The 14400-nt window shown below is 62.1% G+C and carries 24 protein-coding genes; 23 read left to right on the top strand and 1 reads right to left on the bottom strand.

Annotated elements, in window-relative coordinates; genetic code table 11:
- The first annotated feature begins 61 nt into the window (after positions 1-61).
- Positions 62-370 (top strand): 30S ribosomal protein S10, encoded by a 309-nt coding sequence (rpsJ, locus tag RR42_RS19285; RefSeq protein WP_006160488.1) that lies wholly within the window; start codon positions 62-64, stop codon positions 368-370.
- A gap of 101 nt (positions 371-471) precedes the next feature.
- Here rpsJ and RR42_RS19280 read toward each other — a convergent pair whose 3' ends face one another.
- Complete coding sequence (locus RR42_RS19280) at positions 472-1485, bottom strand: AraC family transcriptional regulator (protein WP_043350370.1); 1014 nt, start codon at positions 1483-1485, stop codon at positions 472-474.
- Positions 1486-1723: 238 nt separating this feature from the next.
- On the opposite strand from RR42_RS19280, the gene RR42_RS19275 reads away from it, so the two are divergent.
- The 22 genes from RR42_RS19275 to rpsE all read left to right on the top strand — a co-directional run bounded on the left by RR42_RS19275 (position 1724) and on the right by rpsE (position 14396).
- Positions 1724-2953, top strand: a complete 1230-nt coding sequence (locus tag RR42_RS19275; RefSeq protein ID WP_043350367.1) for a dienelactone hydrolase family protein — start codon at positions 1724-1726, stop codon at positions 2951-2953.
- 112 nt (positions 2954-3065) lie between these two features.
- Positions 3066-3854: an SDR family oxidoreductase gene (locus tag RR42_RS19270; protein ID WP_043350365.1), complete on the top strand. Its 789-nt coding sequence runs from the start codon at positions 3066-3068 to the stop codon at positions 3852-3854.
- A gap of 71 nt (positions 3855-3925) precedes the next feature.
- Complete coding sequence (locus tag RR42_RS19265; RefSeq protein WP_043350362.1) at positions 3926-5167, top strand: styrene monooxygenase/indole monooxygenase family protein; 1242 nt, start codon at positions 3926-3928, stop codon at positions 5165-5167.
- 1 nt (position 5168) lies between these two features.
- On the top strand, positions 5169-5660 hold the full coding sequence (locus RR42_RS19260; RefSeq protein WP_043350359.1) for a flavin reductase family protein: 492 nt from the start codon (positions 5169-5171) through the stop codon (positions 5658-5660).
- 236 nt (positions 5661-5896) lie between these two features.
- The gene (gene rplC, locus RR42_RS19255) at positions 5897-6547 is read left to right on the top strand and encodes a 50S ribosomal protein L3 (protein ID WP_035870770.1); all 651 of its coding nucleotides are present in this window, start codon (positions 5897-5899) and stop codon (positions 6545-6547) included.
- Positions 6548-6558: 11 nt separating this feature from the next.
- On the top strand, positions 6559-7179 hold the full coding sequence (gene rplD / locus RR42_RS19250) for a 50S ribosomal protein L4 (RefSeq protein WP_006160474.1): 621 nt from the start codon (positions 6559-6561) through the stop codon (positions 7177-7179).
- Entirely contained in the window at positions 7176-7490 is a 315-nt protein-coding gene (rplW, locus tag RR42_RS19245; protein ID WP_006160473.1) for a 50S ribosomal protein L23, read from the top strand. Before rplD ends, rplW begins: the two co-directional genes overlap by 4 nt.
- Positions 7491-7492: 2 nt before the next feature.
- Positions 7493-8323: a 50S ribosomal protein L2 gene (rplB, locus tag RR42_RS19240; protein ID WP_043350353.1), complete on the top strand. Its 831-nt coding sequence runs from the start codon at positions 7493-7495 to the stop codon at positions 8321-8323.
- A 21-nt stretch (positions 8324-8344) separates the two neighbouring features.
- The gene (gene rpsS, locus RR42_RS19235) at positions 8345-8620 is read left to right on the top strand and encodes a 30S ribosomal protein S19 (protein WP_006160471.1); all 276 of its coding nucleotides are present in this window, start codon (positions 8345-8347) and stop codon (positions 8618-8620) included.
- Between the two features lie 9 nt (positions 8621-8629).
- A complete protein-coding gene (rplV, locus tag RR42_RS19230) occupies positions 8630-8959 on the top strand; it encodes a 50S ribosomal protein L22 (protein WP_006160469.1) in 330 nt (109 codons plus the stop codon).
- Positions 8960-8968: 9 nt separating this feature from the next.
- Positions 8969-9775 carry a 30S ribosomal protein S3 gene (rpsC, locus tag RR42_RS19225; protein WP_006160467.1) on the top strand — a complete coding sequence of 269 codons (807 nt, stop codon included), beginning with the start codon at positions 8969-8971 and terminating at the stop codon, positions 9773-9775.
- A gap of 2 nt (positions 9776-9777) precedes the next feature.
- On the top strand, positions 9778-10194 hold the full coding sequence (rplP, locus tag RR42_RS19220) for a 50S ribosomal protein L16 (RefSeq protein ID WP_006160465.1): 417 nt from the start codon (positions 9778-9780) through the stop codon (positions 10192-10194).
- Between the two features lie 11 nt (positions 10195-10205).
- Positions 10206-10400, top strand: a complete 195-nt coding sequence (rpmC, locus tag RR42_RS19215) for a 50S ribosomal protein L29 (RefSeq protein WP_006160464.1) — start codon at positions 10206-10208, stop codon at positions 10398-10400.
- Entirely contained in the window at positions 10397-10675 is a 279-nt protein-coding gene (gene rpsQ / locus RR42_RS19210; RefSeq protein WP_006160462.1) for a 30S ribosomal protein S17, read from the top strand. The genes rpmC and rpsQ overlap by 4 nt, the downstream gene beginning before the upstream one ends.
- Positions 10676-10951: 276 nt before the next feature.
- Entirely contained in the window at positions 10952-11320 is a 369-nt protein-coding gene (rplN, locus tag RR42_RS19205; protein ID WP_017225233.1) for a 50S ribosomal protein L14, read from the top strand.
- Between the two features lie 9 nt (positions 11321-11329).
- Positions 11330-11638: a 50S ribosomal protein L24 gene (gene rplX, locus RR42_RS19200; protein ID WP_043350346.1), complete on the top strand. Its 309-nt coding sequence runs from the start codon at positions 11330-11332 to the stop codon at positions 11636-11638.
- Positions 11639-11663: 25 nt separating this feature from the next.
- The gene (gene rplE, locus RR42_RS19195) at positions 11664-12206 is read left to right on the top strand and encodes a 50S ribosomal protein L5 (RefSeq protein ID WP_006160458.1); all 543 of its coding nucleotides are present in this window, start codon (positions 11664-11666) and stop codon (positions 12204-12206) included.
- Positions 12207-12215: 9 nt separating this feature from the next.
- On the top strand, positions 12216-12521 hold the full coding sequence (gene rpsN, locus RR42_RS19190) for a 30S ribosomal protein S14 (protein WP_006160456.1): 306 nt from the start codon (positions 12216-12218) through the stop codon (positions 12519-12521).
- 27 nt (positions 12522-12548) lie between these two features.
- On the top strand, positions 12549-12944 hold the full coding sequence (rpsH, locus tag RR42_RS19185; protein ID WP_006160454.1) for a 30S ribosomal protein S8: 396 nt from the start codon (positions 12549-12551) through the stop codon (positions 12942-12944).
- A 10-nt stretch (positions 12945-12954) separates the two neighbouring features.
- Positions 12955-13488, top strand: coding sequence for a 50S ribosomal protein L6 (gene rplF / locus RR42_RS19180; protein ID WP_043350342.1), 534 nt, complete (start codon positions 12955-12957; stop codon positions 13486-13488).
- 11 nt (positions 13489-13499) lie between these two features.
- Positions 13500-13856 carry a 50S ribosomal protein L18 gene (gene rplR / locus RR42_RS19175; RefSeq protein WP_043350338.1) on the top strand — a complete coding sequence of 119 codons (357 nt, stop codon included), beginning with the start codon at positions 13500-13502 and terminating at the stop codon, positions 13854-13856.
- A gap of 21 nt (positions 13857-13877) precedes the next feature.
- Positions 13878-14396 carry a 30S ribosomal protein S5 gene (rpsE, locus tag RR42_RS19170; RefSeq protein WP_006160449.1) on the top strand — a complete coding sequence of 173 codons (519 nt, stop codon included), beginning with the start codon at positions 13878-13880 and terminating at the stop codon, positions 14394-14396.
- Positions 14397-14400 lie beyond the last annotated feature (4 nt).

Here is a 14400-nt window from a genome sequence, read left to right as displayed (position 1 = left end):
CCGTCGGCTTGTTCCCATGTTCCAGGGCGCACGCCGCCCATCGCTCTTTTAAGGAAATATCATGCAGAACCAGAAGATCCGTATCCGCCTGAAGGCTTTCGACTATCGCCTGATCGACCAGTCGGCAGCCGAAATCGTGGATACCGCCAAGCGTACCGGCGCGATCGTCAAGGGCCCGGTGCCCCTGCCGACCCGTATCCAGCGCTTCGACATCCTGCGTTCGCCGCACGTCAACAAGACGAGCCGTGATCAGTTCGAGATCCGCACTCACCAGCGCCTGATGGACATCGTCGATCCTACCGACAAGACCGTTGACGCACTGATGAAGCTCGACCTGCCGGCCGGCGTCGACGTCGAAATCAAGGTGTAAGGTATTCAGCACAAAACCGCCCCAAGCGGTTTTGCGCAAAAAAAGCGGCGAACTTCGGTTCGCCGTTTTTGTTTTTGCGTTCCCGCCCCGACGAATGCGGCCTAGGCGGGCCCGCGCCGACGCAGCGTCTGCCCCGGCGGTTCGCCGAAACTCTTGCGGTATTCCACGCTAAAGCGCCCCAGATGGCAGAAACCCCAGCGCAGGGCCGCAGCCGTGACCGAGTCGATCTCCGGGTCGTTCAGCAGGTCATGGCGAACACGCTCCAGCCGCACCGCGCGCAGGTAGGCCATCGGGCTGATGCCGCGATGCTCCCGGAAGCCCGCATAGAGCCCGCGCAGGCTCACCCCGGCGATTTCCGCCAGCAGGGCGGGGGTCAGTGGCGCCTGTGCATGAGCATGGATGTACTCCTCGACCTGCTTCACGTGGCGCGGCGCCAGCGGTTTGCCCCGTGCACGCATCGCCTCCGCCAAGCTGTGGGGCTGCACTGTCAACAACGTGCCGATTACCAACTGCTCGAGCTGGCAGGCAGTCAACGGATGCCGCGCTGCGTCCGGCGCCAGCGCCAGCAGGTCGGCCAGGTAGTGCATCAACTGATACCAGGCCGCCAGGCGGCGCCAACCCATCCCAAGCTCAAAGCGCAGCGGCGCCTGTGACCGATGGCCGAGGTGCGCCGCGCATACCCGCTCCAGCGCACCGCGCTCCACGCGCACGATCAACTGGTCGCTGTCGTGGCTCCACCGCATCCGCACCGGGTCGCTCGGTGTGAGCACCGAGGCCATGTCGCGGTCGGAGAGGATCTGCTGCTGGCCGCAATGGATCTGGGCATGGCCCGCCAGCGGCATCTGCACAAGCAGGAAATCATCGAGCGGCCCCGGCTCGATCTGGACTTCCGCGCCGTAGGCCAGCCGGTTGAACGACACAGCGCCAAGCGGCGCATGATGCATGCGGGCAGCCAGCGTCGTGCCGCCGATGGTGAGCTTGTGCGGCTTGAAAACCGTACCCACTGCTGCGCGCGTCTGGGCCTGGTCGGTCGAGGCAAAGACCAGCCGGGTGGGGTCGGATAGCAGGGCGCGTGCCAGCGGCTCGGTGGCCGTGGCCGCGGGGGGCTGAGGCATTGTCTCGCTCCTCGGCGTCATTGGCGCGCCGCTTGGTAAGTTGGGTCCGGCCAGCCTGCGGGCGGATTCCTTCACACCACTATAGTGGATCGCTTCCCGGCGCCCCTTGCCCACGCCGGCATTTTCCTGCACTAATCGGATAGCCGCTGCAGCCCGCGGCTAGTTTGCTGCAGTGCGGATCGCCCATGATGGAATCCAGCACGGCAGCCCAACCCCCAAAAACAAAGGAGCGCAGCCCATGGGCCAGACTATCCAGATCCACGCCGCCGACGGCGCATTCAACGCCTACCTTGCCACGCCCGCATCGGGCAAGGGACCCGGCATCGTCTTGTGCCAGGAAATCTTCGGCGTCAATGCCACCATGCGCGCCGTGGCGGACTACTACGCCGAGGAGGGCTACACGGTGCTGGTGCCCGACTTGTTCTGGCGTATCGCCCCCGGCATCGAACTGGGAGATCGCGGTGAGGACTTTCAGCGCGCCTTGGGCTTGTATCAGCGCTTCGATGAGGCCCTGGGCGTCAAGGACGTCGGTGCGGCGCTGGACGCGCTGCGGGCCCGTCCTGAATGCGTGGGCCAGACCGGGGTGCTCGGGTTTTGCCTGGGTGGCAAGCTCGCCTATCTGGCCGCCTGCCGCCTGGACGGCGTGGCCTGTGCCGTGGCGTACTACGGCGTCGGCATCGAGCGCGCGCTGGACGAGGCGGCCAAAATCCAGGGGCGGCTGGTGCTGCATGTGGCCGAGCGCGACGGCTTTTGCCCGCCTGAGGCGCAGGCGCAGATCCGCGCAGCCTTGGGCGGCAAGGACGGCATCGAGCTGTACGTCTATCCGGGCGTGGACCACGCGTTCGCGCGCACCGGCGGCGAGCATTTCGACCACCCATCGGCGCTGATGGCGCATCAGCGCTCGATAGCCGCGCTGCGCGCAGAGATGGGTCCGCACTACGATTTCTCGGCCCTCTGGGACAAGCACTGCGAATACGAGTTCGCCACCCGCGATGTCGACGCCACGATGGCGACGATGGTGTCGGAACCCTACGTGAACCATATCCCGACCATGACTGGCGGCGTCGGCTACCGGCAGCTCAAACGCTTCTACCAGAACCATTTCGTCAACAGCAATCCGCCCGATACCAGCCTGATCCCGCTGTCGCGCACCGTGGGCGCCAGCCAGATCGTCGACGAGATCCTGTTCTGCTTCACGCATACCTGCGAAGTCGACTGGATGCTGCCTGGCGTGGCGCCCACCGGCAAGCGGGTGGAGATCCCCCTCATCGCCATCGTCAAGTTCCGCGGCGACAAGCTCTACCACGAGCACATCTACTGGGACCAGGCGAGCGTGCTGGTGCAGATCGGCAAGCTCGATCCGGCCGGCCTGCCCGTGGCAGGTGTGGAGACCGCGCGCAAGCTGCTCGACGAAACGCTGCCCTCCAACACGCTGATGGCGCGCTGGCAGGAGAGCGAAGGCAAGTAAGAGCCCGTACGGGCAAGTACCACGCATTACAGCAAAGCAGAAGGCCGCACCCGGCACGTGCTGTCGCAAGGCGGCAGCCGGGCAGCGGCCAAGACAACCAGGAGACAGCGTCATGAAAGGACTGCGGGACAAAGTGGCCATCATCAGCGGTGGCGCCACGTTGATCGGCGCGGGCGTGGCCAGCGCCTTCGTCGAGGCCGGCACGCGAGTGGCCATTCTCGACATCGATGCCAGCGGCGGCGAGCGGGCAGCTGCCGCGTTGGGCGAGCGGGCATTGTTCGTCCATACGGACATCACCGACGATGCCCAGGTGGCGGCGGCGGTAGCCCGGGTGAGCCAGCACTTCGGTGGTGTTGACTACCTGGTCAACCTGGCGTGCACCTATCTGGACGATGGCTTCAAATCAGCACGGCGCGACTGGCTTGCGGCGCTGGACGTCAACGTGGTTTCCGGGGTGATGCTGGCGCAGGCCGTGCACCCGGCCATGCGGGCTCGCGGCGGTGGCGCCATCGTCAACTTCACCAGTATCTCCGCCAATGTGGGGCAGACGGGCCGCTGGCTCTATCCGGCCTCCAAGGCTGCCATCCGGCAGCTTACCCGCAGCATGGCGATGGATCTCGCGCCCGATGGCATCCGGGTCAACGCTGTTTCTCCCGGCTGGACCTGGTGCCGGCTGATGGATGAGGTCAGCGGCGGCAACCGCGAGCGCACCGATCGCGTGGCGGCGGACTTCCACCTCCTTGGCCGCGTTGGCGAGCCCGACGAAGTGGCTCAGGTCGTGTTGTTTCTCTGTTCCGACCACGCCAGCTTTGTCACCGGCGCGGACTATGCGGTGGACGGCGGCTACTCGGCGATGGGGCCCGAGCAGAACGTGCCCGCCATTCCCAGGCTGGCCGGTTGACGCTGGCATCGAGCATCCCCCAAGCCGGGGCTTCGATTTTCATCCTGAACATCTAGTAGTAGGAGATTGCCATGAGCCAACGCATTGCCATCGTCGGGGCGGGCCAGTCCGGCCTGCAGATGGCCCTCGGGCTGCAAGCCAAGGGCTATCAGGTCACGCTGCTGACCAATCGCACGCCGGACCAGGTCAGGGCGGGCAAGGTCATGTCCAGCCAATGCATGTTCGATCGCTCGTTGCAGGCCGAGCGCGAGCTTGGGCTGAACTGGTGGGACGATAGTTGCCCCCCCGTAGAAGGCATTGGCCTGGCGATTCCGCATCCGGAGCAGCTTGGCGCCAGGCTGATCGACTGGGCCGCCCGGCTCGAGCGGCCTGCGCAGGCCGTGGACCAACGCCTCAAGATGCCGGCCTGGATGGAGGCCTTCGCCGAGCGAGGCGGCGACCTGCGCATCGCCGATGCCGGCATCGACGAGCTCGAAGCGCTGACGCTCGAGCACGATCTGGTCCTGCTCGCCGCCGGCAAGGGCGAAATCGTCAGCCGCTTTGAGCGCGATGCCGCGCGCAGTCCCTTTACCGCACCGCAACGTGCGCTGGCCTTGACCTATGTGAACGGCATGACGCCGCGCACGCCGTACTCGCGGGTTTGCTTCAACCTGATTCCCGGCATCGGCGAGTACTTTGTGTTCCCCGCGCTGACCTTGAGCGGACCTTGCGAGATCATGGTGTTCGAGGGCATACCGGGCGGACCCATGGACCAGTGGGCTGAGGCGCGTACGCCCGAGCAGCACCTGGCCGAAAGCCTGCGCATCCTTCGTACCTGGCTGCCATGGGAAGCGCAACGCTGTGACAACGTCACGCTCACCGATGAGCAGGGCATCCTCGCCGGCCGGTTCACGCCAACCGTGCGCCATCCCGTCATGACGCTGCCGTCCGGCCGGCTGGTGTTCGGCATGGCGGACGCGGTGGTAGTCAACGACCCCATCACCGGACAAGGCTCGAACAACGCCGCCAAATGCTGCAAGGTTTATCTGGAGGCGATCGTCGCGCGCGGTGATCGTGCCTTCGACGCTGCCTGGATGGCGCAGACCTTCGCCAGCTACTGGCAGTACGCCGGTGACGTCGTGAACTGGACCAACTCGCTGCTCACGCCGCCGCCGCCGCACATCCTGGCATTGCTGGGCGCGGCCGGGCAAGCGCCGGCGCTGGCCGCACGCATCGCCAACGGCTTCGACAACCCGCCGGACTTCTTTCCCTGGTGGGCCGATCCCGCCGCCTGCCAGCAACTGATCGACCGGCATTTGCCGCAGGCAGCCTGAGATGGACGCCACTTGTGCCGTGCTCGACCCCAAGGCGCTGCGCCACGCTTGTGGCCGTTACGCCACCGGCGTGGCGGTCATCGGCGCCTGCGGTGCCGATGACCGCCCGATCGGCCTGACCATCAACTCCTTTGCCTCGCTGTCGCTGGCGCCGCCGCTGATCCTGTGGAGCCTGGCCTTGCGTTCGCCGAACGCGGCGCGTTTCACGCCGGGGAGCCCGTTCGGCGTCAGCATTCTGCGGGCGGGGCACGGCGAACTCGCCCGGCGCTTTGCCAAGCCCGCAGACGACAAGTTTGCCGGAGTCGCCCATCGGCGATGCCAGCGTGGCGTGCCTTATCTCGATGATGCCCTGGCCACCCTGGCGTGCCGGGTCGAGCGCGCCGATGCCGTCGGGGATCACCTGCTGATCGTGGGCCAGGTGGAGGAGTTTGAGGTAGGCGAGGGGGAGCCGCTGGTGTTCTTTGGCGGGGAATTTGTGCAGCTGGGGCGGTAGGATCACACGGAATCATCACAAAACAACACCGCCCCGTACGCCCCGTCATACTTGTCGCTCCACGCTTGCTCTTTCCAAATCTACGCGATATAGTGTAAGGCTACCCGTTTGTCTATGGGTAGTGGGCTGGCCAGCTTGGCCGCGCGCAGTCTTCTTCAGCGCAAGCCCCGCACTGCAAACACTGTTTTCGTGTATCAATCAGCCCCGGCCAATCGCAGCTGGGAATGGAGCAAACCATGAGCCTTGGCCTTGTAGGTCGCAAGGTTGGCATGACCCGTATTTTCACGGACGACGGCGATTCAATTCCCGTTACCGTGGTCGAGGTCGGCGACAACCGCGTGACACAAATCAAGACGGACGAGACCGACGGTTATACCTCGGTTCAAGTCACTTTCGGCGCACGCCGCGCTAGCCGCGTCACCAAGCCCCTGGCAGGTCACCTTGCCAAAGCTGGTGTTGAAGCTGGTGAAATCATCCGCGAATTCCGCATCGATGCCGCTAAGGCTGGCGAACTGCAACCCGGCGGCACGCTGTCGGTTGACCTGTTCGAAGTCGGTCAAAAGATCGACGTCCAGGGCGTGACCATCGGTAAGGGCTACGCCGGTACCATCAAGCGTCACCATTTCGCATCGGGTCGTGCCACCCACGGTAACTCGCGTTCGCACAACGTGCCGGGTTCCATCGGTATGGCGCAGGATCCGGGCCGTGTGTTCCCCGGCAAGCGCATGACTGGCCATCTGGGTGACGTCACCCGCACCGTCCAGAACCTGGAAATCGCCAAGATCGACGCAGAGCGCAAGCTGCTGCTGGTCAAGGGCGCCATTCCCGGCTCCAAGGGCGGCAAGGTTATCGTTACCCCGGCCGTCAAGGCCAAAGCCAAAGCTTAAGGAGCGAATCAATGGAACTCAAGCTCCTCCAGGACAATGGCCAGATCGGTGCAGGCGTTGACGCTTCGCCCGAAGTCTTCGGCCGTGACTACAACGAAGCCCTCGTTCACCAGGTCGTCGTCGCTTACCAGGCTAACGCTCGCAGCGGTAACCGTAAGCAGAAGGACCGTGAAGAGGTCAAGCACACGACCAAGAAGCCTTGGCGCCAGAAGGGTACGGGTCGCGCCCGTGCCGGTATGTCTTCCTCGCCGCTGTGGCGCGGGGGCGGCCGTATCTTCCCGAATTCGCCGGAAGAGAACTTCACGCAGAAGGTCAACAAGAAGATGTTCCGTGCCGGCATGCGCTCGATTTACTCGCAGCTCGCACGTGAAGGTCGTATCAACGTGGTGGACGGTTTCACCGTCGATGCGCCCAAGACCAAGCTCTTGGCCGACAAGTTCAAGGCCATGGGCCTGGACTCGGTGCTGATCATCACCGACAGCCTCGACGAAAACCTCTACCTGGCTTCGCGCAATCTGCCGCACGTGGCGGTTGTCGAGCCGCGCCAGGCTGACCCGCTGTCGCTCGTGCACTACAAGAAGGTGCTGGTGACCAAGGCAGCCGTCGCGCAGATCGAGGAGTTGCTGAAATGACGCAAGTAGCCAAGAACGATCATCGTTTGATGCAGGTGCTGCTCGCGCCGGTGGTTTCCGAAAAGGCAACCCTGGTCGCCGACAAGAACGAACAAGTCGTGTTCGAAGTCGCTCGCGATGCCAACAAGGCAGACGTGAAGGCGGCAGTCGAACTGCTGTTCAAGGTCGAGGTGCAGTCCGTTCAGATCCTGAACCAAAAGGGCAAGCAAAAGCGTTTTGGCCGTTTCATGGGGCGTCGCAACCACGTGAAGAAGGCTTACGTTTCGCTCAAGCCGGGTCAGGAAATCAATTTTGAAGCGGAGGCCAAGTAATCATGGCACTCGTCAAGACCAAGCCGACGTCCCCGGGCCGTCGCTCCATGGTGAAGGTTGTTAACCACAACCTGCACAAGGGCGCGCCCCACGCTCCGCTGCTGGAAAAGCAATTCCAGAAGTCGGGCCGTAACAACAACGGTCACATCACCACCCGCCACAAGGGCGGTGGTCATAAGCACCATTACCGCGTGGTCGACTTCAAGCGCAACGACAAGGACGGCATCGCCGCCAAGGTCGAGCGCCTGGAATACGATCCGAACCGCAGCGCCAATATCGCGCTGGTGCTGTTCGCCGACGGCGAGCGCCGCTACATCATTGCCACCAAGGGCATGGTAGTTGGCCAAGCGTTGATGAACGGCTCGGAAGCTGCGATCAAGTCGGGTAACAACCTGCCGATCCGCAACATTCCGGTTGGTACCACCATCCACTGCGTGGAAATGCTGCCGGGCAAGGGCGCTCAGATCGCTCGCGCCGCTGGCGGTTCCGCTGTGCTGCTGGCTCGTGAAGGCATCTACGCTCAGGTTCGCCTGCGCTCCGGTGAAGTGCGTCGCGTTCACATCGAATGCCGCGCCACCATCGGTGAAGTCGGTAACGAAGAGCATAGCCTGCGCGTCATCGGCAAGGCCGGTGCAAATCGTTGGCGCGGTATCCGCCCGACGGTTCGCGGCGTTGTGATGAACCCGGTGGACCACCCGCACGGTGGTGGTGAAGGCAAGACCGCTGCTGGTCGTGACCCCGTTTCGCCGTGGGGTACCCCGGCCAAGGGTTACCGTACCCGCAGCAACAAGCGCACTGCCAGCATGATCGTGCAGCGCCGCCACAAGCGTTAATCGGTAGGTAGGAGCCTAGACATGACACGTTCCGCAAAAAAGGGTCCGTTCTGTGACGCCCACCTGCTGAAAAAGGTGGAAGCGGCCTCAGCCGGCAAGGACAAGAAGCCCATCAAGACTTGGTCGCGTCGCTCGACCATTCTGCCGGACTTCATCGGCCTGACGATCGCCGTACATAACGGCCGTCAACACGTGCCGGTGTATGTTTCGGAAAACATGGTTGGCCACAAGCTCGGTGAATTTGCGCTCACGCGTACGTTCAAGGGCCACGCGGCTGACAAGAAAGCGAAGAGGTAAGGTGCCATCATGGAAGTGAAAGCGATTCATCGCGGTGCCCGCATCTCCGCCCAGAAAACGCGCCTGGTCGCTGACCAGATCCGCGGTCTGCCGATCGAACGCGCGCTCAACGTCCTGACGTTCAGCCCGAAAAAGGCGGCCGTCATCGTGAAGAAGGTGGTCGAATCGGCCATCGCCAACGCCGAGCACAACGAAGGCGCCGACATCGACGAACTGAAGGTCAAGACCATCTTCGTCGACAAGGCAACCTCGCTCAAGCGTTTCACGGCACGAGCAAAGGGCCGCGGCAACCGCATCGAGAAACAAACTTGTCACATCACTGTGACGCTCGGCAACTAAGGAGTCACGATGGGACAGAAGATTCATCCGACTGGCTTCCGTCTGGCCGTCAGCCGTAACTGGGCTTCGCGTTGGTACGCCAACAACACGAAGTTCGCCGGCATGCTGAAGGAAGACATCGAAGTTCGCGAGTTTCTGAAGAAGAAGCTCAAGAACGCTTCGGTTGGCCGCGTCGTGATCGAGCGCCCCGCCCGCAATGCACGTCTCACCATTTATAGCTCGCGTCCGGGCGTGGTGATCGGCAAGAAGGGTGAGGACATCGAACTGCTCAAGGCCGAGCTGCAACGCCGCATGGGTGTGCCCGTGCACGTGAACATCGAGGAAATCCGCAAGCCGGAAACCGATGCGCAGCTGATCGCTGACTCGATCACCCAGCAGCTCGAGCGCCGTATCATGTTCCGCCGCGCAATGAAGCGTGCGATGCAGAACGCGATGCGCCTCGGTGCCCAGGGCATCAAGATCATGAGCGCCGGTCGTCTGAACGGCATCGAAATCGCTCGTACCGAGTGGTATCGCGAAGGTCGTGTGCCCCTGCACACCCTGCGCGCCGACATCGACTACGGCTTCTCCGAAGCAGAAACCACCTACGGCATCATCGGTGTCAAGGTGTGGGTCTACAAGGGTGATCACCTCGGCCGCAACGATGCGCCGGTGGTGGAAGAGCCGCAAGACGATCGTCGTCGTCGCCCGGGTGGTCGTCCTGATGGTCGTCGCCGTGAAGGCGAAGGCGGCCGTCCGGGTGGCAACCGCCGCGGTGGCGCGGGTGCCGGTGCAGGTCGCCGCGCTCCTGGCGCAGATGCGAAGAGTGGAGAATAACGATGCTGCAACCTAAGCGCAGAAAATACCGCAAGGAGCAGAAAGGCCGCAACACGGGTAAAGCTACCCGTGGCAACGCCGTGTCTTTCGGCGAATTCGGCCTGAAGGCGATGGGCCGTGGTCGTCTGACGGCTCGTCAGATCGAGTCGGCACGTCGTGCGATGACCCGTCACATCAAGCGTGGCGGCCGCATCTGGATCCGGATTTTCCCGGACAAGCCGATCTCGAAGAAGCCCGCCGAAGTCCGTATGGGTAACGGTAAGGGTAATCCGGAATACTACGTGGCAGAAATCCAGCCGGGCAAGATGCTGTACGAAATGGATGGCGTGACGGAAGAGCTGGCTCGTGAGGCGTTCCGCCTCGCGGCCGCCAAGCTGCCGATCGCTACCAATTTCGTGGTGCGCCAGGTCGGGACGTAAGGAGAGCAGGGATGAAAGCATCCGAACTTCGCGGCAAAGATGCCGCAGGGCTGAACCAGGAGCTCTCCGAGCTGCTGAAGGCCCAATTTAGCCTGCGCATGCAAAAGGCCACCCAACAGCTGCAGAACACCAGCCAGCTGAAGAAGGTGCGCAAGGACATCGCGCGGGTGCAAACCGTGCTGAACGAAAAGGCGACCTCGAAATGACTGAAACTGCACAAACGGAATCGTCGCTTCGCCGCACGCTGGTCGGTCGGGTAGTTAGCGACAAGATGGACAAGACCGTCACGGTCTTGATCGAAAACCGCGTCAAGCATCCTCTGTACGGCAAGTACGTGCTGCGTTCCAAGAAGTATCACGCACACGACGAAGCCAACCAGTACAAGGAAGGCGACAAGGTCGAGATCCAGGAAACGCGTCCGCTGTCGCGGACCAAGTCCTGGGTGGTTTCCCGTCTGGTCGAAGCTGCGCGCGTCATCTAAAAAACCACACGGTTTTCGGTTGACTTGCGAGTCCAGGGTTATGTGCTATAATCCTGGACTTCCGCTTTGTTGCATTCGCCTTAGTTGTATCACCCCGGCGAATCGGTGAAGCGAACCTAGCCGAGCGGCTCCTGATTAACCATGTTCAGGCCGCCTGGTAACTACCGACTTCAAAGTTGATCAACCCAAACGGTTGCTGGCGCAAAGCCAGGGGCTGACGGGACCAAGACTGACCGGCGGGCGTTGCCCGGTGGATTAAGTTGGGAAGATAACACCATGATTCAGACAGAAAGCCGGCTCGAAGTAGCCGATAACACTGGTGCGCGCGAAGTTCTGTGCATCAAAGTGCTGGGTGGGTCCAAGCGCCGCTATGCGAGCGTGGGCGACATCATCAAGGTGACCGTTAAGGACGCAGCGCCGCGCGGTCGCGTGAAGAAGGGCGATATTTACAACGCCGTCGTCGTGCGTACCGCCAAGGGCGTGCGTCGCGCTGATGGTTCGCTCGTCAAGTTCGACAGCAATGCCGCTGTCTTGCTGAACACCAAGCTCGAGCCGATCGGCACCCGTATTTTCGGGCCGGTGACTCGTGAACTCCGTACCGAGCGCTTCATGAAGATTGTGTCGCTCGCGCCGGAAGTGCTGTAAGGAGCCGCCATGAACAAGATTCGTAAAGGCGACGAAGTCATCGTCCTGACCGGAAAAGACAAGGGCAAGCGCGGCACCGTGCAAGCCATGCTCGGCGAGAAGGTTGTGGTGGAAGGCGTCAACGTTGCCAAGAAGCACGCACGTCCGAACCCCATGCTGGGCACCACCGGTGGTGTGGTCGACAAGGTCATGCCGCTGCATATTTCTAACGTTGCGCTCGTGGATGCCAATGGCAAGCCGTCGCGCGTCGGTATCAAGGTGGAAGACGGCAAGCGTGTGCGCGTGCTGAAGACCACCGGTGCCGTCGTGGCAGCTTGATTCTGGGCACAGATAGGAGTTGAGCATGACTGCACGTCTGCAAGAGTTTTACAAAGAACAAGTAGTACCGAAGCTGATCGAACAATTCGGCTTCAAGTCGGTCATGGAAGTGCCGCGCATCACCAAGATCACCCTGAACATGGGCCTTGGCGAAGCCATCAATGACAAGAAGGTCATTGAGCTGGCCGTGGGCGACCTGACCAAGATCGCCGGCCAAAAGCCGGTGGTGACCAAGGCCAAGAAGGCAATCGCCGGCTTCAAGATCCGCCAGGGTTATCCCATCGGCGCGATGGTGACGCTGCGCGGCGAACGCATGTTCGAATTCCTGGATCGTCTCGTGACCGTGGCCCTGCCGCGCGTGCGTGACTTCCGTGGTGTTTCGGGCCGCTCGTTCGATGGTCGTGGCAACTACAACATCGGTGTGAAAGAGCAGATCATTTTCCCCGAAATTGAGTACGACAAGATCGACGCACTGCGTGGTCTGAACATCAGCATCACGACGACGGCGAAGAATGACGAGGAAGCCAAGGCACTCCTCGCAGCATTCAAGTTCCCGTTCCGTAATTAAGGGGTAACCGTGGCTAAATTGGCTCTGATTGAACGTGAGAAGAAGCGCGCTAGGCTCGTGGCAAAGTATGCCGACAAGCGTGCGACCCTCAAGGCCATTATCGACGACCAAGAGAAGTCGGAAGAAGAGCGTTATAGCGCGCGTCTCGAGCTGCAGCAGCTCCCGCGCAACGCGAACCCGACTCGCCAGCGTAACCGCTGCGCGATCACCGGTCGTCCCCGCGGTACCTTCCGCAAGTTTGGCCTGGCGCGTAATAAGATCCGTGAAATCGCCTTCCGTGGCGAAATCCCGGGTCTGACGAAAGCCAGCTGGTAATTACGCACAGGCTACAGGAGAAACAGTATGAGCATGAGCGATCCTATCGCCGATATGCTGACGCGCATCCGCAACGCCCAAGGCGTGCAGAAAGTGTCGGTTGTCATGCCGTCGTCGAAGCTGAAAGTGGCAATCGCCAAGGTCCTTAAGGACGAAGGCTACATCGACGACTACGCCGTGAAAGAAGAAGGCGGCAAGGCACAACTGAGCATCGGTCTGAAGTACTACGCTGGCCGTCCGGTCATCGAGCGCATTGAACGCGTCTCGAAGCCTGGTCTGCGCGTGTACAAGGGCCGTAGCGACATCCCCCAAGTGATGAACGGCCTCGGCGTCGCAATCATCTCGACCCCCCAGGGTCTGATGACCGATCGCAAGGCACGTGCCACTGGCGTGGGCGGCGAAGTTCTTTGCTACGTCGCGTAAGGAGTAGACCATGTCCCGTGTAGGTAAGGCTCCCATCGCGCTGCCCAAAGGCGCAGAAGTCAATGTGGCGGCTGGCGTGCTCTCCGTTAAGGGCCCGCTCGGCACGCTGACGCAGCCGATTCACAGCCTGGTCAAGGTCAATGTCGAAAACGACACGCTGACCTTCGCTCCGGTCGATGAATCGCGCGAAGCAAACGCACTGCAGGGCACCATGCGCGCCCTGGTGGCCAATATGGTCAAGGGTGTAACCGCCGGTTTCGAGCGCAAGCTTAACCTGGTCGGCGTGGGCTATCGTGCCCAGCTGCAAGGTACTGCGCTGAAGCTCCAGCTTGGTTTCTCGCACGACGTGATCCATGCGATGCCGGAAGGCGTGACGGCGGCAACGCCCACGCAGACCGAGATCATCATCAAGGGTGCGGACAAGCAGAAAGTCGGTCAGGTGGCTGCGGAAGTCCGCGCGTACCGTCCGCCTGAGCCCTATAAGGGCAAGGGCGTTCGCTACTCGGACGAGCGCGTCATCCTGAAGGAAACCAAGAAGAAGTAAGGGGTGCAATCATGAACAAGAAAGACGCTCGTTTGCGCCGTGCACGTCAGACCCGCGCCAAAATCGCGGAGTTGAAGATCAACCGTCTGACCGTGTTCCGTACGAATTCGCATATTTACGCCCAGGTCTACTCGCCGTGCGGCACGCAAGTGCTGGCATCGGCTTCGACCGCCGAGGCAGAAGTGCGCAAGGAACTGACCGGCAGCGGTGCTACCGCAGCCGCCGCGACCCTGATTGGCAAGCGCATCGCCGAAAAGGCGAAGGCAGCTGGCGTGGAAACCGTTGCGTTCGATCGCGGCGGCTTCCGCTTCCATGGTCGCGTGAAGGCACTGGCTGACGCAGCACGCGAAGCCGGCCTTAAGTTCTAAGCGCACATAGAGAGATACGTCATGGCAAAAATGCAAGCAAAAGTCCAGCAGGACGAACGCGACGACGGCCTCCGCGAGAAGATGATCTCGGTCAACCGCGTCACCAAGGTGGTGAAGGGTGGCCGGATTCTCGGTTTCGCTGCGCTGACCGTGGTTGGTGACGGCGATGGCCGCATCGGCATGGGCAAGGGCAAGGCTAAGGAAGTGCCGGTTGCGGTTCAGAAGGCAATGGACGAAGCCCGTCGCAAGATGGTCAAGGTCTCGCTCAAGAACGGCACGCTGCAACACGAAGTCGTTGGCAAGCACGGCGCCGCCAAGGTGCTGATGATGCCCGCCAAGGAAGGTACCGGCGTGATCGCTGGTGGCCCGATGCGCGCGATTTTCGAAGTGATGGGCGTGACCAACGTCGTGACCAAGTCGCACGGCTCGACCAATCCGTACAACATGGTTCGCGCCACGCTGGACGGTCTTCAAAAGATGAGCACGCCGGGCGAGATCGCCGCCAAGCGTGGCAAGTCTGTTGAAGACATCCTCGGTTAAGGAG

It is taken from the genome of Cupriavidus basilensis (assembly GCF_000832305.1).
Classification (GTDB): Bacteria; Pseudomonadota; Gammaproteobacteria; order Burkholderiales; family Burkholderiaceae; genus Cupriavidus; species Cupriavidus basilensis_F.
Note: the sequence above shows the minus strand (reverse complement) of the source record. Positions and strands in the feature narration are given on the sequence as shown.

Excerpts from the sequence above, each read along its gene's own strand:
- rplX (WP_043350346.1), top strand. The coding sequence starts at position 11,330 with ATGAACAAGATTCGTAAAGGCGACGAAGTCATCGTCCTGACCGGAAAA.
- rpsS (WP_006160471.1), top strand. The coding sequence starts at position 8,345 with ATGACACGTTCCGCAAAAAAGGGTCCGTTCTGTGACGCCCACCTGCTG.
- rpsH (WP_006160454.1), top strand. The coding sequence starts at position 12,549 with ATGAGCATGAGCGATCCTATCGCCGATATGCTGACGCGCATCCGCAAC.
- rplF (WP_043350342.1), top strand. The coding sequence starts at position 12,955 with ATGTCCCGTGTAGGTAAGGCTCCCATCGCGCTGCCCAAAGGCGCAGAA.
- rplV (WP_006160469.1), top strand. The coding sequence starts at position 8,630 with ATGGAAGTGAAAGCGATTCATCGCGGTGCCCGCATCTCCGCCCAGAAA.
- rplR (WP_043350338.1), top strand. The coding sequence starts at position 13,500 with ATGAACAAGAAAGACGCTCGTTTGCGCCGTGCACGTCAGACCCGCGCC.
- rplN (WP_017225233.1), top strand. The coding sequence starts at position 10,952 with ATGATTCAGACAGAAAGCCGGCTCGAAGTAGCCGATAACACTGGTGCG.
- RR42_RS19270 (WP_043350365.1), top strand. The coding sequence starts at position 3,066 with ATGAAAGGACTGCGGGACAAAGTGGCCATCATCAGCGGTGGCGCCACG.
- rplE (WP_006160458.1), top strand. The coding sequence starts at position 11,664 with ATGACTGCACGTCTGCAAGAGTTTTACAAAGAACAAGTAGTACCGAAG.
- RR42_RS19260 (WP_043350359.1), top strand. The coding sequence starts at position 5,169 with ATGGACGCCACTTGTGCCGTGCTCGACCCCAAGGCGCTGCGCCACGCT.
- rpsE (WP_006160449.1), top strand. The coding sequence starts at position 13,878 with ATGGCAAAAATGCAAGCAAAAGTCCAGCAGGACGAACGCGACGACGGC.
- rpsC (WP_006160467.1), top strand. The coding sequence starts at position 8,969 with ATGGGACAGAAGATTCATCCGACTGGCTTCCGTCTGGCCGTCAGCCGT.
- rplW (WP_006160473.1), top strand. The coding sequence starts at position 7,176 with ATGACGCAAGTAGCCAAGAACGATCATCGTTTGATGCAGGTGCTGCTC.
- rplD (WP_006160474.1), top strand. The coding sequence starts at position 6,559 with ATGGAACTCAAGCTCCTCCAGGACAATGGCCAGATCGGTGCAGGCGTT.
- rplC (WP_035870770.1), top strand. The coding sequence starts at position 5,897 with ATGAGCCTTGGCCTTGTAGGTCGCAAGGTTGGCATGACCCGTATTTTC.
- rpsJ (WP_006160488.1), top strand. The coding sequence starts at position 62 with ATGCAGAACCAGAAGATCCGTATCCGCCTGAAGGCTTTCGACTATCGC.
- rpsQ (WP_006160462.1), top strand. The coding sequence starts at position 10,397 with ATGACTGAAACTGCACAAACGGAATCGTCGCTTCGCCGCACGCTGGTC.
- rplP (WP_006160465.1), top strand. The coding sequence starts at position 9,778 with ATGCTGCAACCTAAGCGCAGAAAATACCGCAAGGAGCAGAAAGGCCGC.
- rpmC (WP_006160464.1), top strand. The coding sequence starts at position 10,206 with ATGAAAGCATCCGAACTTCGCGGCAAAGATGCCGCAGGGCTGAACCAG.
- RR42_RS19275 (WP_043350367.1), top strand. The coding sequence starts at position 1,724 with ATGGGCCAGACTATCCAGATCCACGCCGCCGACGGCGCATTCAACGCC.
- RR42_RS19265 (WP_043350362.1), top strand. The coding sequence starts at position 3,926 with ATGAGCCAACGCATTGCCATCGTCGGGGCGGGCCAGTCCGGCCTGCAG.
- RR42_RS19280 (WP_043350370.1), bottom strand. The coding sequence starts at position 1,485 with ATGCCTCAGCCCCCCGCGGCCACGGCCACCGAGCCGCTGGCACGCGCC.
- rplB (WP_043350353.1), top strand. The coding sequence starts at position 7,493 with ATGGCACTCGTCAAGACCAAGCCGACGTCCCCGGGCCGTCGCTCCATG.